The organism is Nocardia sp. NPDC050412 (assembly GCF_044458825.1).
Classification (GTDB): Bacteria; Actinomycetota; Actinomycetes; order Mycobacteriales; family Mycobacteriaceae; genus Nocardia.
In genome coordinates this window covers 25,303-40,455 of record NZ_JBITIJ010000027.1, presented here as the reverse complement: position 1 = coordinate 40,455, position 15,153 = coordinate 25,303, and the positions used below count along the sequence as shown (strand labels likewise).

Sequence of the window (15,153 nt, the reverse complement as noted above, 5' to 3'; positions counted from 1 at the left end):
GCACAGGATCTCCCGGCAGTGGAGAACCTTCGTCAGTGCGTCAGCGAGAATGTCGGACTCATGGCCTACCTCCATGACCTCGAAGTACGGGGAGTACTCGCGGCCTACGTGGATCCAATGTGGAATGTACTGGCCTGCAACGGATTATTCTGGTCACTCGCACCTGACCTCAATGAAACCAAGTGCATCCCGGCATGGCTGTTCAGCCCGATCGCCCGGACCGTCCTCCTCCAATGGCGTAGCGAGGCCGCCTACTCCGTCGCCACCATCAAAGGCGCTCTCGCACGGTACCGCGGCAGCGAACAAGCACATGCCCTCATACGACGGCTTCACTCCGACAAGGACTTTCAAGAATTGTGGTCCGGCACCATCGACGTCGCCTACGGCCGTGACACCAACCACCTCCTGCACGCGCGTAACCCCGCGACCGAGGAACTGGGCAGCTACCGCCTCTGCGTGGCGGACGTGACACAAAATCAGCACGTTCAGCTGATCACCGCGATCCGGACTCGCTACTCCGGCCCCAAGTTCTCCCAACCACACTGAAGGAGCCGGCGGCGAGCTCGCTGACCGGGCTCACCCGTCGACGGAACGTATTCAAGGGACTGTTGTGACGCTCCTGCGCGGGGCGGGAATCCTGCCTGCCTGCTGGGCCATCTCGGGAGAGGCTGTGCACGAAAGTTGACAGTCGAGACCATGGTCGGTCCCATGTGCTGCGTCCCGCGGGATCAGTCGTTGCGTTCCAGGCATCGTGGGTGTAGACCGGCATATCCGGAGTCCGGCAATTGCTGCAGGCCGGAGTCGACGACGTCGTCGGCACCCTCATGGACGAGAACATCAGGCCGCCGGCGCCGCCCACGGCCGGCGACTCGATGAAGCCGAACCGGCGACGACGGTCGGCGAACTCGGCAGGCAGCTGACCCGGCGCACCACACTCTACGACGTCCTCCTCGACCCACCCACGCTTTGCGGCCCACGCTGCTCGCCCGGCAACCGAGATGGCATTCGGCATGAAAACAGCAGGAAGACGGCCTCGTCGGCATCAGTCCCGGCGGCACCCCGGGCTCGGCTTCATCGGCATGGCTTTTCTCTGGACAGTCGTTCGCGTTTCGCCCGCTCCGAGGACGCGTACAGAGTGGCCGGATCACCCGGTCGGCGTGGAACGATCTCGCCGATCGTTCAAAGGGATGACCCAGTCCGACACCTTCAACCGTGTGCGGGTCGGCTCCGCTCGGCGACCCAGGCGGCGATCTGGGCGCGGGAGCTGAATCCGAGTTTGGTCAGGATGTGTTCGACGTGTCCCTCAGCGGTGCGCAGCGAGATGACCAGGCGGGTGGCGATGGCCCTGTTGGTCAGGCCGTCGGCGACGAGGTCGGCAACCTCCTGCTCCCGTCTGGTCAGCTTCGCCGGATCAGCAGCCGCGGCCCTTGGTTGCTCTCCTAGGGCGTAGTCGGTCGCGGCGTCGAGATCGAGTGCGGCGCCTTCGCGGTAGGCGGCCTCGAAGGATCGCTGGCTGAGCGTGCGACGGACGGCTCGCTCGCAGTCCTCATGGTGGACCGCCAGGCCCGCAAACAGTATGGAAGAGCCGCCAATCGCCTGAGATAGTGCCTGCGCGGCGCCCAGCAACACCGAGGCGCGTCGCGCGCTGCCCTCGGCGCCGACAACCCAAGCCAGACCTTCCAGGGCTATCGCGGCCATGAGCAGGTCTTTCTGTTGTCTGGCCAGCTGCAGCTCCTGCCGCAGCAGCTGCAGCGCACGGTCGCGATCACCCTGGCGCCACGCGGCAATCGCCGCCCCCCACAAGGCATATGACCGATGTGCGGATTCGCCGTGGGATTCGATGATCGCGAGGGCCTTCTCGAAGTACGAGAGAGCTGCTGCGCTGTCCTCCCGGAATGTGTGCACCCATCCGAGCCCGAGCAGGGCCCAGACCTGCCCGTAGACCTCACCTTGTGCAGTGAACGTCTCGAGGGCCGCCTCCGTGGGAGCGCGGGCGCGCGCAGAGTCAGCGATGCGGACCGCGTGCAGACCTTGGGTGAGGTTCACGAACGCGTGCACGATCGGATGCTCGGTCTGTTCGGCGAGCGCCTGCGCCTGCCTGAGCAGTGCGGATGCTGCGGGGAGATCGTCCTGGGATTCGGTCACCAGGCTGGCGCGCCACAGTGCCTTGGCGCGTGCGGGCGTGGCAGTGGCGGGTGCGCCGGCGAGGGCGCGGTCGAGCCAGTGCCGAGCCTCACTGAGCTGGCTTCGGGAGAACCAGAACAGTTGCAGGGCTGCCGCGAACGACAACGCGGCGTCGGATCCTGCTCGGGTGTCGGTCAGGCAGAAGTCCAATGCCTCGCGCAGGTTCGGTTGTTCGCGGTCGAGGCGGGCGATCCAGTCGAGTTGTCGAGGGCTGATCCAATCGGCCTCGGCGTCCTCGGCGAGCTGCCGATACCAGTCCAGGTGCCGGCGCCGCAATTCCAGGTATTCGCCGGCTTCGTCGAGTTTGTCGCGGCCGTAGTCACGGACCGTCTCGAGCAGCCGGAACCGCACCACCGACTCCGACTCCTCGCGATTCAAGATGGACTTTTCGACCAGGGCGGTGAGCACATCGAGCAGATCCTGTGCTCCGAGGTCGTCTCGACACACCTGTTCGGCGGCGTCGAGTTCGAAACTGCCGGCGAATACCGACAGCTGGGCCCACACCTGCTGTTCGGCCGGGGTGCACAGCGAGTGACTCCAGTCGATGCACCACTGCAGGGTCTGCTGGCGGCTCGGCGCGCTGCGGCTGCCGCGGGTGAGCAGCGCGTACCGGTCGGTGAGCCGTTGCAGGATCTGTTCGGGTGACAGTGCTGGCAGCCGGGCTGCCGCCAACTCGATGGCCAGCGGCAGCCCGTCGAGGTGGCGGCAGATCTCGGCTACCGCGGCGAGGTTGTCCTTGGTGAGCGCAAAGCCGGGCACCGCGGCGGCGGCTCGTTCGACGAACAGGCTGACCGCGTCGTAGCGGGGCGCACCCCGCAGCGACGGTTCCCGATCTGGATCGGGAACCGTCAGCGGCCGCACCCGCAGTACGGATTCCCCGCCGATGCCCAGCGGCTCGCGGCTGGTGGCGAGGATCCGCAGCCCCGGGCACGCCCGCAGCAGAGTCTCGGCAACCTTCGCTGCCGCATCCACGATTTGTTCGCAATTGTCGAGCACCAGCAGCAACTGCTTTGGCGCCAGATATTCGATCAGCACATCGAGCACCGACTGTCCCCGCGGACGCAACCCCACAGCGGCAGCGATCACCCCCGGCAGCAGGCCACCATCGTGCAGCTCGCTGAGCTCGACCAACCACACCCCGTCAGTGAAGTCGCGTCGCGCACCGGTCGCGACCCGCAACGCCAGCCGGGTCTTGCCCACCCCACCGATCCCGGTCAACGTCACCAGCCGCGAGCTCGCCAGCAGGCTCTTGGCCTCGGTCAATTCGGCGCGGCGGCCGACGAAGCTCGTCAGCTCCAGAGGAAGAGACGCCTGTGCGCTGACCCACGAACCAGACGGTGCGGGCCCCCGAACCGGCGAGCGGCCGGTGGCAAGTGGAATCAATGGAATCGGGGTTCTGTCTGGCTGCTCGGCACCCGTTGTGATCCGCACCGCCATCTCATCGACCGGCCACCCGCGCTCGACCTGCAGTTGCTGCAACTGCTCGCCGAAGGCCGCCGCGGCGGGCCGCTGCTCGGGAGCGCGGGCCATGGCATGTTCGATTGCGGTCGAGATCTCTTCGTCGATGCTGTGCTCGCGCAGATTCGGCGTCGGCTGCGTGGTGATCCGCAGAAACTGGGCCACCATCTGCTCCCCGCTGCGTCGCTCGAACGCCGCATGCCCGGTCAACGCGGCGAACAAGGTAGCGCCCAGACCATAGACATCGGCCGCCGCGGTCGGCTGTTCTCCCGCCAGCACCTCCGGTGCGGTGAACGCCGGCGAACCCGTTATCGTGCCCGTGGCGGTACGAAATCCGTCGGCGATACGCGCGATCCCGAAATCGGTCAGTGCCGGCTCACCGTAATCGGTGATCAGGATGTTGGCGGGCTTAACATCCCGATGCACGATGCCGAGCCGGTGCGCGGTCTCCAGCGCCCCGGCAACCTTCACCCCCACTTGCAACGACTCCTGCACCGACAGCGGACCGTAACGACGGATTCGGGCGTCGAGGGAATCCTGCGGATAGTAGGGCATCACCAGATAGGGCAGACCGGATGCGGTGGTGCCGACCTGCAGTACTGCCACGATGTTCGGGTGCCCGGTCAGCCGGCCCATCGCCCGCTGCTCCCGAACAAACCGCTCCCGGTTGCCCTCCGCGAGGTCGGCGGTCAGAATCTTGACCGCCACAGTCCGATCCAAGGCCGTCTGGGAGCACCGATACACCACGCCGAAGCCGCCGCGACCGATCTCCTCGGCGTCGGCGAATCCAGCTTCCGCCAGCTCCACCGGGACCGTGGAGATCACCTCGCGCTGAGTTTTGAACGAGTCGATTTCACCCATATACAGGTCCTGCTCGATGGTGTACCTCAGCATATAGCGCCAGACCAGTGCAGTGGCGTCGCCCTTGGCCCCCGTATCTGCAGCCAACTGAGGGTCTGTCCTGACCTGCAATATTTTGGGGCACGCGTGTCGGCAAGAGTGCTAGCTGGTGGGGTCGATTCCCGCGGTCGGGCGGGTGCTTGGCGGGTAGTGGCCGATGATCCCGCTGTTGGCTTTTCCGCAGGCGCCGTTGGCGAAGTTGATCCATGGTCCGGCACCGGCCGACCCGCTCGTTCGGGTGCCCGACCGCGATCTCGTCTATGTGGAATCCGTCGACGAGGCAGTCGCCGGAATCGACGACGGCGCAACGGTTCTCGTCCCCTGGACGATGGTCGACGCGGCGGCCGTGGCCATGACGGGGCCGAAATTCCGGGCGGTCTTGCGGTAGACCAGGTTGCCCAGGGTGTCGGCGCGATGGGCGCTGATCAGTGCGACATCACCCTTGATCGGGTATTCGAGAACGTATGTGCGCCCGTCGATTTCGCGGATCTCCTTGCCCTCGGCCAGCGGTGTGCCGACCCCGGTCGGGCAGAAGAACGCACCGATGCCCGCACCCGCCGGCGCGCATTCGCTCGGCGAGATTGCCCTGTGGGACGACCTCGAGTTCGACCTCGCCCGCGCGGTACAGCGTGTCGAAGACATACGAGTCGGTCTGTCGTGGGAAGGAGCAGATCACTTTCCGGACCCGACCGGCCTGCAACAGGGCGGCCAGCCCGACCTCACCGTTGCCCGCGTTGTTCGAGACGATGGTCAGATCCTTCGCGCCCTGGCGGATGAGCCCGTCGATGTTGATTGTTCAGCAGCAGACTCGGTGATCGCCGTGGGTGCAGTGTTGGTAGCAGCCGGCGTCGCATCCTTTCGTGTGCGGAACAGCGTCACCGGGGAGGCCATGCCCAGGGACTGATGTGGGCGTTGGGTGTTGTAGCTGTGCACCCATTCATCGAGGGCGGGCTGCGCGGCTTCGATTGTGGCAAATGGCCCCACTTCGTCGAGCAGTTCGCGTCGCAGCGTTCGGTGGAACCGCTCGATCTTGCCGGTGGTCGTCGGTGATCGCCGTTTCGTCAGGCGGGCGCTGATGCCGTGCTCGCGGCAGGTGCGCTCGAAGAGCACCTCGACGGGTAGCGGGCGGGTGAACCTGCCGGTGAACTGCTTGCCGCTGTCGGTGAGGACTTCGAAGGGAACGCCCCATCGCCCCATCGCGGCGACGAACGCTGCGCACACGGCCACACCGGAAGGCTTCTCGAGCACGGTGGCGACGACGATGAATCGTGAGTGGTCGTCGATCCCGGTCAAGATCTTGCATTCGCGACCTCCTACCAGAAAGATCCCTCCGACCAGGTCGAGCTGCCACAGGTGCATCGGAGCTTCGCGTTCCCACCGCTTGTAGATTCGTTTGTGTTGCTGTTCTTGAGGATTGATCAGTTCGTTCCTGGTAAGGGCTCGGTGGACAGGGCACGATTGCCGAGTTCCTGTCGCAGCTCGTGCGCGATGCGGCGTGCTCCCCACCGGCGGTGCTGTCGGCGCATCTCACAGACGGACGCTTCGATCACGGGGTGCGTGCGGCGCACAGCATGGTGGCAACGATCGCGACCGGGACAGCTACAGTTCCGCTAGGTGATTGCGCGTGAGGCTCACCGGTGATGGTGACCTCCGATGTCGGGACGCCTCCGGCAAGGGTGCGCGCTGCACTTCCATCGGTCCACCCGAGGCTGTCAACAGCACGCCAATTTTTCACGTGCTGCCGACATTGTTAACTTGAAGATTCTGGGATCGTATCCCCCGCAGGGTTCGACGGACCTGCGGAGTTGGCCACCGTGGCGGTGAGGTCAGGGGGTTTCCCGCGTCGTCGGTAGCGTCAAGTCGACCCTGCGGCGAGGACGTTCACCAACTCGTCCGCCCATTCGGCGTCGATCGCTGTGCGCCGGCAGCCCGGCGCCAGAAGACAGCCGCGGTGGCGGTATCCGGCATCGATCGAAGTTGTGCTTCCGCTATGCCGTCGCCTCGAGCCGAGGCGCCGCGTTGTCGTTACGGATGACAGGGAACAGGTTGGGTCAGGTCTTCATCCCTGCCGCGGCGGGAGTCATGTTGTCCAGCACAGGTATCGGGGCAGCGTTCGTCACGACGGGAGCTTTGTTGTCCGCCGCGGCAGCATCGACGTGGCGCGCTCATCCTGACACCGCCGCACCCAGAACCCGCATCGAGAAAGACTGGGCAAGTACAACTCAGCCGTTTCCAAGGTCGAAGTCGAGGCTTTCCACCAGCACTCCGAATGCACGGTCAGTCCGGCGCTGCAGCCTCTTCCCGGCCCAGTAGTCATAGTCGAATGGGACGTAGGTCGACGCGAGGCCCGCAACACCCTCCGCGATGTACCAGCCGACCTCCGCGATCAGCCATATGGTGTTGGATTTCGTCATCACGTAGCTACCTCAATTGTCGAATGAGTAATTCGGTGAGTTGGCGATGGGCCGGCGCGACCACGACGCCAGGAATGCAGGCTCGACGACAACGTCCATGTCAAAGGCTCTGATGATCTGAATGTCCTGCCGGCCCACCGTGCTCGAACTCAGTTGCGGCGCTGAGCTTTCCAGTCGTGTCGACGTGCCTCGCGGATCGCCGGCGCTTCTGGGCCCGGAACGACGGTGTTGCGGATCGTGCCGAGTGTCGCGACGGTCATCTCGACCACGTCGCCGGGCTGGAGTGGCTCCGGCGTGCGCGTACCGGAGCGACCCCACAACTCACCGAGACATCCGCCATTGCCGAGGGTTCCGGATCCGAGGACGTCTCCGGCCCTGACCCACGTCCCGCGTGACGCTTGGGCCAGAAGTTCGTCGAACGACCAGCTCATGTTGCGCAGGTTGTCCCGGCCGATGACTGTGCCGTTCACCGACACAGTCCCGTCGAGGTCCAAGAGGCCGTCGGCAGTCAGAAATGGATCGAGTTCATCGGCTGTGACGAGGAACGGGCCGAGCGTGGTAGCGAAATCCTTGCCCTTGGCCGGGCCGAGGCCGACCTTCATCTCCCCGGCTTGGAGGTCTCGAGCCGACCAGTCGTTGAAGATCGTGTAGCCGAAGATGTAGTCCCGAGCCTCTGCCGGTGTGACGGACGATGCGTCCCGCGACACGATGGCTGCGACCTCGAGTTCGTAGTCCATCACCTGGCATCCCGGTGGCACGGCTACGTCGTCATGGGCACCGATCATCGCGTAGGGATTACTGAAGTAGAAGACTGGTCTCTTGTACCACTCGGGCTCGACTTCGGCCGCAGCCGCCATCGATCGGCCGGCCCCAACGATGTGCTCTTCGAAGGCTGCGAAGTCGCGCACTGTGGGGGGCTCTATCGGCGGGAGCAGCCGCACCGCAGTGAGATCGACGGGACGTCTACCCAGTGCGGCGGCCCCCGCTTCGAAGGCGACCGGGAGTCCGGCGCGAACAAGCTCGAGGATCGTGGTCTGCCGGTCGAACGCGTGCAGGCCGTCGTCGCTGGCGACGCCGGTCGTGACCTGACCATCCTGAACCCACGTGGCGAAACGCATGGGTGAAGCTCCTATCGTGTTGGTACGCGGGCTCAGCCCGCCGGTCGAGTCACTTGATCGCGACGGGGTTGACCGGCGCACCGACGGCGCCCGTCACCGGAATGGGCGCGGCAGTCAAGAAGAAGTCGAAGATCCCGTCGGAGGCGCAGTCTGCGGCAAGCTTGTCGAGATCCCACATCTCCCCGATGAAAAGCCCCATGTGCGGGATCACGACCTGGTGCAGCGGTTGGAAGGCGTTCTCGAATTCGTTGGGGCGGACTTCGAAGCCCCACGTATCGGTGGCGATCGCGGCGACCTCCCGGTCGTGGAGCCAACCCGCGGTCGTGAAGGACAACCCGGGGGCGGCACCGCCGGCGTAGCTGCCCCATCCGTCGCGACGGACCCGGGACAGCTGCCCGGTGCGGACGAGCATGATGTCGCCACGCCCGACGACGGACGATTCCCCCTGCGCGGAGATGGTGTTCTCCAGGTCCTCGACGGTGATCGCGTAGCCGTCGGGCAGCTCCCCGTCTTCCCTGAGCGCGCGACCCACGTCGAGCAGCACGCCGCGCCCTGCGATGCGGTCGGCCACGGTCTCGATGCCCGTCAGAAGATCGCCCTCGCTGGTGACGACCTTGGACGCGGGACGTCCGTTGTAGGCGACACCGTGGTCGAAGATGTGGCCCAGCCCGTCCCACTGGGTGGAGGCTTGCAGCGGCATCACCACGTAGTCATCGGCACCGCCGAAGCCGTGCGGCATATCGGGTTCACCGAATTCAGCATCGAGGCCGCTGACCAGCATGGTGTGCACCGGGTTGTTGCGCTTTCGCCAGCCGTGCTGCGGGCCGTTTGCGTCGAAGCTCTGGGCGAGCGAGAAGGCAGCGCCCCGACGAATTCTGGAGGCACCCTCGACCCGCTTCGCGTCATCGAGGAAGTTCATGGTGCCCAGCACGTCGTCGTCGCCCCACCGTCCCCAGTTCGAGCAGCGCGATGCGGCTTCGGCGATAGCGTCCTCGGCGGCGGGACTGTAGAAGGGACTGTTCGTGTCGACGTTGCGAGTCTCGGCAACGGCGTTGGTGTCGGGCATGTGGGATCCTCACCAGATTGATGGGCGGACAATGCAATCGGCTGGCTTGGGTACTAACCAGTCGGTTGCGGGACCATGGCCGCGAAGGTGTCGGTGACCCAATCAGCGATGTAGGCGCCGACGTGGGGGAGGTGATCGATCCCGATGTGCTCGGCACCGCCCTCATGCCGGGTGAAGATGCGAAGGTCGCGAGAGGGTGCGTTCACCGCCTGCTCATAGGACCGGTGCGCGTACTCCAAGGGAATTTGCCGATCGTTCTCGCCGTGCACGATCAGGAACGGCACCGTGATCTTGTCGACGACGCCATCGAGGTGAATCGAGTCGGCGAACTCGATGAACTCGTCGAGATCGTCATAGCCCCAGACCCATTTGACATGGTCCCAGTAGTGCGGCACCGGGTGCTCGCCCTCGCGGTCGAGCCGACGCCGCTGCACGGCACCCCAGTTGTGGTTGGCTCCCCAGGCGACGCACAGGGCGAAGCGCTTCTCGAAGGCCGCGACCCGGGGCGAGTAATAGCCGCCCAACGACCAGCCCACGACCCCCATCCGGGCGGTATCGACATCATTTCTGGCCGTCAGCCAGTCGACGACCCAGCTGGCCCAGGTCTCGGACTCGCGGCGTGCGATCAGACCTTGTAGCCGAAGCGCCTCCCCGGAACCGGGTTGGTCGAGCATGAGACACGAAATACCCCGATCTGCCAACTCGGCCCAGAATCCCGAGCAGTACATGTGCTCCTTGGTCGAGTCCAGGCCGTTGATGAGCATGATGACCGGCGCCGGCCCCTCCGAGGTCGCCGGCGCCGCTGAGAAGTAGGCGGGCAGCGTCGTGTCCTCGAATGGGATGGCAACCCGGGTGATGCTGTGGTCTCGGAGATCGAATCCCTTCTGTGCCAGCTCGAGCACCCGGCGGTAGGTGGGCACGCGGTCGGGGTGACCCGCCGAGAGCATCCGCTCGGCGGTGCACAGATAGTTCGCGGCACGGGCGTACATCCCGCCGGCGGTCCGGTCGTGGCCCGCTTTCTCTTCGACCCGGGCCAGCTCGACCAGCGCATCCGTGAGATCGGTCCAGACACGCAGGAACTCGTCCGTGCCGGCATCACTACCGGCTTTCGCCGCTTCGAGCAACGGGCGGCAGGCGCGGTCGATCTCGTCGATCTGGCCGCCGGAGTTCAAAGCGCCCACCACGGACAGGTTCCAGACGTAGTTGCCCGGGAAGTATTCGAACATGAGTCTCTTTCTGTTGCTTGCAATCTCGGTGTGGTGGGTGGGGCGCTTAGGCGCCTGGCATCGTGGCCATCAGTTCGCCGGTGCTGATCAGTGCCCGGTTCAGAGCACCCGAATCCGCCAGTACCGTCTGCCCGGTCATGACCCTGTTGTGTCGTGACGCCAGGAATGCGTAGAGCGGGCCGTACTCCTCTGGAGAGGGCATGTGCTGAAGCGGAGCGAGCCACTCGAATTGCTGCCGGAAGGCGTCCGCCGGGATGTCGGATTGTAGGGAGTCCTGTAGACCGAGGGCGGCAGGGCCCCGCAATTGGCTGTTCGCGATGCCGCTCGGCGCGACCGCGTTGACGCGAACCCGGGGTGCGAATTCGAAGGACAGCTGATTGACCAGGGCGCGGATGGCCCCCTTGCTGGCGGTGTAGGCCACTCCTCCCCCGTCAGCGGCGAACGCCGCCTGCGAACAGGTCAGCACGACAGCACCCTCCTCGGCGTCGAGCAGGTCGAAAAAGATCCGTGCGGTAAGGGCGTAGCCCTTGACGTTGACGGCGAAGATTTCGTCCAGGAGGGTGTCGAGACGTTCCACCGGGATGTCGGCCAACCGCACGTTGCCGTCGTAGATGCCTTGGGCTCCCACGATGGCTGTCAGCCGGCCGAAGCGCCCGACGACCTCGTCGCGGCAACGCGTCAGGTCAGCAATGCTGCGGACGTCGCCGTGTACCACCAGTACGTCGTCGCCGAATTCGTCCTGGAGCTTCGAGACCTTTGATTCGTCGTACTCGAACAGTGCCAGCGTCGCGCCCTCGTCCCGAAAGTACCGGGCGATGCCGAGTCCCAGGCCGGAGCCGGAGCCGGTGATGAGAACGACGTGGTCATTGAGCAGTTGCATTTTTTGCAGTCCTTCACGGGATGTGGTTTGCGCTGGGGCTGCAGACACCCATCAACGGGCGGCTGAGCGTGCCAGATCGGGGTTTGACGCGTGCGCGAGATCGAGGGCGTCGTCCCAGGTGCCGCCCCTCGCGAGAAGCTTGCGATAGCCGCGCAGCGACCGTGACAGCCCGCTAGCGAAGACGGCGTGGAATTCACCGTCTCGGCCGAACAGGACCAGGAATTCATCAGTCATCAGCGATCCCTCCGCGACGAAGATCTCGTCACCGGGGGCCCGCCGCCCGTAGCTATGGAACCGGCGTCCGAACTGATCGCTCCAGAAGTAGGGCACGCCGCCGAAGGACTCTTCGGTGCCGCGGGCGATGTTGAGCCCGACGTGCCTGCCCTTCTCGACGGCGTGTGTCCAGTGCTCGATGCGCAACGGCTCGCGGAACATGGGGTGAGCGGAGCGGGCGACGTCACCGGCCGCCCACACTCCGGGCACGTTGGTTTGACCTGCCGCGTCGGTGAGGACGCCTCTGTCCAGCGCGACACCCGAGTCGAGAAGCCAATCCACTTCGGGGTCGACCCCGATGCCAACGACTACGTAGGGCGTCTGATGGGTCGAGCCGTCCACCAGATGAAGGGTGTAGGCGCCCAGTTCACCCGTCACGGACGTGACGGCGCTCGACATCTTCAATTGCACACCGTGCTTGGAGTGCAGGTCGGAGATCACCTGGCCGAGCTCGGGCCCGACGATGCCGTCCATGGGGCGCTCGGTGTCGTGCACAACCGTGATGGACACGCCGTGGGCACTGAGTCCAGCTGCGATCTCGAGCCCGATGAGCCCCGCGCCGACGACGGTCACGTCTCCGTGGCGGGCAGCGGCCCGTCGCAGGGCCCGGAGATCGTTCGGTGTGCGGAGCACCGGAAGCGCTTCACCTTCGACCGTCGTAAGCACTCGCGCGCGACCACCACACGCCAGAACCACGGCGTCCCATGGCAGCGTCTCACCGTAATTGGTGATCACGAACTTGCGATCGATGTCGAGACCGACTGCTTGGTGCCCAAGCAGAAGGGTGATCCGGTTCTGCCTGATTCGCTCTGCTGAGCGAATCTCGAGGAGCTCCGGCTCGCCCTGCCCGAGCAGTAGACCCTTCGATAGCGTCGGACGGTCGTAGGGATGGTGCAGCTCTGAGCCCAGGACCGTGATCGGACCTTCGAACCCGCCTTCACGCAGTCCGTCTGCGGCCGCCAAGCCTGCTGCTGACGCTCCGACCACGACGATGTTGTCGGTCTCCTTCAGTCCGGCCGTCACGTCGGACCGGAACCTTGGAAAATGGCTTGGGCCGGGCACGCCCGTACTGCTTCCTCGAGGTCTTCGACGTCATCGGGATCAACCTCGTGACGCAGCAGGACCGCCGACGGGGCGTCTGGCGGGATATCGAAGACATCGGGCAAAATGCTCGCGCAGATCCCGTAGGAACGACACCGGACGCTGTCCAAGCGGACGACAGTCTGGTCACTCATTTTGAAGCCATCCTTTGCTCACAGAAACAGTCCGAGGTTGGGAGTGGCGATCGAAACTTCGGTCAAGAGGATCTCCCGGCGCAGGAGTCGTGGCCCGTCAGCCGTAATACGGAGTTCGTCGTTGCGCCGGTAGGGGATGAGGTCGAAGTGCGGATCGATGCCCCGCTGTCGATACAGAAGCACGGCGCTCGAGACCGAAATGACGTCGTCTCGGTCGGTTGGTCGGGCCAAGACAGACCCGACCAGACGCATGGTGCGCGAGGGCGGAATTTCCGAGTAAGCCTGGGCAGTAGCCAGACGATCGATGCGTAGACGTACGTGAGCAAGGGTGTCGCGGACCCGAAACGCGGCGCGATTGACCTCGTCCGATCGCTGTTCGGTGGCCTGCCTGATCGGGATCACGTACAGCAGTTCGGGATCCAGGAGCTGGTACCAGTCTTCCTCGTGAGCTTCGTCCAACAACTTCGATTCGAGAGCCAAGAACTGAGTCGCAATGTTCTGCAGTTCGGGGTCCGCCAGGGGGCTTCGGTGGGCAGCTTGGGGCGCGTGCTCGGTGGTCTCGATAGCGGTCATCACGAGGAGCGCCCTTCGGTCGTCGTGGACGACGAGTCGCCACGCATGACGGCAAGCCAGTGCTTGTAGAAATTCAGTGGACCTAATTCCCCGAAGCCGGTGGGCCACTTGATGCCTGGACCGTGATAATCGGGGTCCGGCGTGAGGTCGACCGTGGTCCGACCGGCCTGCTCGAAGTTGAAACTCAAATTTTCGCGTTGCATCCACGCGCTCTTCGCCGCGCGGGCGGAACCCTCCCAGGCGACGGTGTCATCCGCTTCGAAGGTGCCGGCGGATCCGAAGAGCAATTGGCCTGTCACGTAGGAATCGAGCTTCTCCTCGTCACTCTGGCAATCCCAGACGAACTGCCAATTCCACAATTCCATCTTGCCCGGGGCGAGGGGCTGCCACACCCGGATAGAGGTGACGACCGACGGAGGGCCGCCGGGAACCGTAGGGGATACGACGCGGAGGTAACTGAGGTTCGGAAAGATGTTGCCGATCGTCGGCGGGTTGGTCTCGAGGACGTACCGCTGAGCGTCGTCGAGGACCGAGAGATCGAACTGAGCGACAGTTTCCGGTGGATAGCCCCACATGGGCATGCCGATTTGCGCCCACGGAAAACCGAGCGTCGCGTGGCCGCCGCCGAGATCGTACGAGTGCATCATCTCGGCGTTGGCGCTTGTACCCTGGATCATCCCCACCTCTTCGTTGCTGAAGTGCAAGGTGTCGACGTGGTAGGCATCACCGGAGAAGTTTTCGGCGCCGGCCTTCCAGTCCGCGTTGATCTGATACCGCTCGGGCGGGCCGGCCACCTTCATGCCGCCGGGTGCCAAGTTCACCAGGACGTCCAGCATCCAGCCTCCCCCGCCCAGGTACTCGTCCAGCGAGGGACCTTCTGCGGCCAGCGACGCGAAGACGAAGCCGGACCGGACGTCGACCCGTGGGGCCCTCTTCAAACCCCATTCCTTCGGGTCCAGCCGCGTTCCGTACGCCTCGCGCATGTGAGGCGTGCCGACGAGGTCGCCGTTGTTGGAGTAGGTCCAGCCGTGGTATGGGCACTTGAAGAAGCGCGAATTTCCGGAGTCGGTTTGGCACACCTGGGTGCCGCGGTGGCGGCAGTAGTTGGACAACACGTTGATGTCACCCTTGCCATCGCGCGTGACGATCACGGGATCGAGGCCTATGCGGCGCTGGACGAAGTCTCCAGCGTTGGGGATTTCGCTCTCGTGCGCGACAAAGACCCAGCAGGTGCCGAAGACTTGGTCCATTTCAGCGCGGAAGATCGCCTCGTTGTTCCAGATCTCGGCCGGTACCCGATTCTTCTCGAGCTCCGTCTCGACACGGTCGAGGATCGGCGTGACTTCCGACGCGAGGGTGGGTGTGATGACAGTCATGTAACTCCTTACAAGCACCGGGCGGACCGATATGACGCCAGTGATAGTTGGCCCATCGTATGACCGCGCTCACAGTGGTTGGCCCATCGTATGACCGCGCTCACAGTGTCGGAAGGCGTAACTTTCGATGCCCGACAATTGATGGCATCGATGGAAGACCACACTCGAGCCAGCGCCAAGAGAGGCTCGGATCCACGCGCGGTATCGATGTCGTCGATGGTCGAGCATTCACGAGAATTGTTTGTCGCGAATCGCAGGTCGTCTTAACGTGACGTTGGCGCAGCGGGTCTCCCGCATATCCGTGTTCGCGGGACGCCGAGACCCCGATGAGGTGGTTCCAATGAATCGATTCGAACGCATCAGTCATGCCGGTGGCAGACACGTTGCACGCTCGGCGCACCTCCAGGCGCGCACGCTCAACCTCAGGGCCTCCGCCTCATGACGCTATTA

The 15,153-nt window shown here is 64.8% G+C and carries 11 protein-coding genes and 2 pseudogenes; 1 reads left to right on the top strand and 12 read right to left on the bottom strand.

Going from position 1 to position 15,153, the window contains the following annotated elements; all coding sequences use genetic code 11:
- Positions 1–60: 60 nt before the first annotated feature.
- Complete coding sequence (locus tag ACIBI6_RS39775; RefSeq protein WP_396960338.1) at positions 61–546, top strand: hypothetical protein; 486 nt, start codon at positions 61–63, stop codon at positions 544–546.
- 660 nt (positions 547–1,206) lie between these two features.
- Here ACIBI6_RS39775 and ACIBI6_RS39770 read toward each other — a convergent pair.
- The 12 genes and pseudogenes from ACIBI6_RS39770 to ACIBI6_RS39715 all read right to left on the bottom strand — a co-directional run bounded on the left by ACIBI6_RS39770 (position 1,207) and on the right by ACIBI6_RS39715 (position 14,703).
- Complete coding sequence (locus tag ACIBI6_RS39770) at positions 1,207–4,503, bottom strand: protein kinase (RefSeq protein ID WP_327101704.1); 3,297 nt, start codon at positions 4,501–4,503, stop codon at positions 1,207–1,209.
- A gap of 297 nt (positions 4,504–4,800) precedes the next feature.
- Positions 4,801–5,329, bottom strand: a pseudogene (locus ACIBI6_RS39765) (3-oxoacid CoA-transferase subunit A); the annotation flags it as partial.
- 77 nt (positions 5,330–5,406) lie between these two features.
- Positions 5,407–6,095 (bottom strand): annotated as a pseudogene (locus ACIBI6_RS39760) (integrase core domain-containing protein); the annotation flags it as partial.
- A 669-nt stretch (positions 6,096–6,764) separates the two neighbouring features.
- A complete protein-coding gene (locus tag ACIBI6_RS39755) occupies positions 6,765–6,956 on the bottom strand; it encodes a hypothetical protein (RefSeq protein ID WP_327100340.1) in 192 nt (63 codons plus the stop codon).
- A 149-nt stretch (positions 6,957–7,105) separates the two neighbouring features.
- Positions 7,106–8,074 carry a fumarylacetoacetate hydrolase family protein gene (locus ACIBI6_RS39750; RefSeq protein WP_396960271.1) on the bottom strand — a complete coding sequence of 323 codons (969 nt, stop codon included), beginning with the start codon at positions 8,072–8,074 and terminating at the stop codon, positions 7,106–7,108.
- Between the two features lie 49 nt (positions 8,075–8,123).
- Positions 8,124–9,140, bottom strand: a complete 1,017-nt coding sequence (locus ACIBI6_RS39745) for a cyclase family protein (protein WP_327100342.1) — start codon at positions 9,138–9,140, stop codon at positions 8,124–8,126.
- A gap of 53 nt (positions 9,141–9,193) precedes the next feature.
- Entirely contained in the window at positions 9,194–10,366 is a 1,173-nt protein-coding gene (locus tag ACIBI6_RS39740; protein WP_396960268.1) for an alpha/beta hydrolase family protein, read from the bottom strand.
- A 46-nt stretch (positions 10,367–10,412) separates the two neighbouring features.
- Entirely contained in the window at positions 10,413–11,246 is an 834-nt protein-coding gene (locus tag ACIBI6_RS39735; RefSeq protein WP_396960266.1) for an SDR family oxidoreductase, read from the bottom strand.
- Between the two features lie 51 nt (positions 11,247–11,297).
- Positions 11,298–12,542 carry an NAD(P)/FAD-dependent oxidoreductase gene (locus ACIBI6_RS39730; protein ID WP_396960264.1) on the bottom strand — a complete coding sequence of 415 codons (1,245 nt, stop codon included), beginning with the start codon at positions 12,540–12,542 and terminating at the stop codon, positions 11,298–11,300.
- Positions 12,539–12,754: a ferredoxin gene (locus ACIBI6_RS39725; protein WP_329407963.1), complete on the bottom strand. Its 216-nt coding sequence runs from the start codon at positions 12,752–12,754 to the stop codon at positions 12,539–12,541. Before ACIBI6_RS39725 ends, ACIBI6_RS39730 begins: the two co-directional genes overlap by 4 nt.
- An 18-nt stretch (positions 12,755–12,772) precedes the next feature.
- The gene (locus ACIBI6_RS39720) at positions 12,773–13,327 is read right to left on the bottom strand and encodes an aromatic-ring-hydroxylating dioxygenase subunit beta (protein WP_329407961.1); all 555 of its coding nucleotides are present in this window, start codon (positions 13,325–13,327) and stop codon (positions 12,773–12,775) included.
- Positions 13,327–14,703, bottom strand: coding sequence for a Rieske 2Fe-2S domain-containing protein (locus ACIBI6_RS39715; RefSeq protein ID WP_396960261.1), 1,377 nt, complete (start codon positions 14,701–14,703; stop codon positions 13,327–13,329). The genes ACIBI6_RS39720 and ACIBI6_RS39715 overlap by 1 nt, the downstream gene beginning before the upstream one ends.
- Positions 14,704–15,153 lie beyond the last annotated feature (450 nt).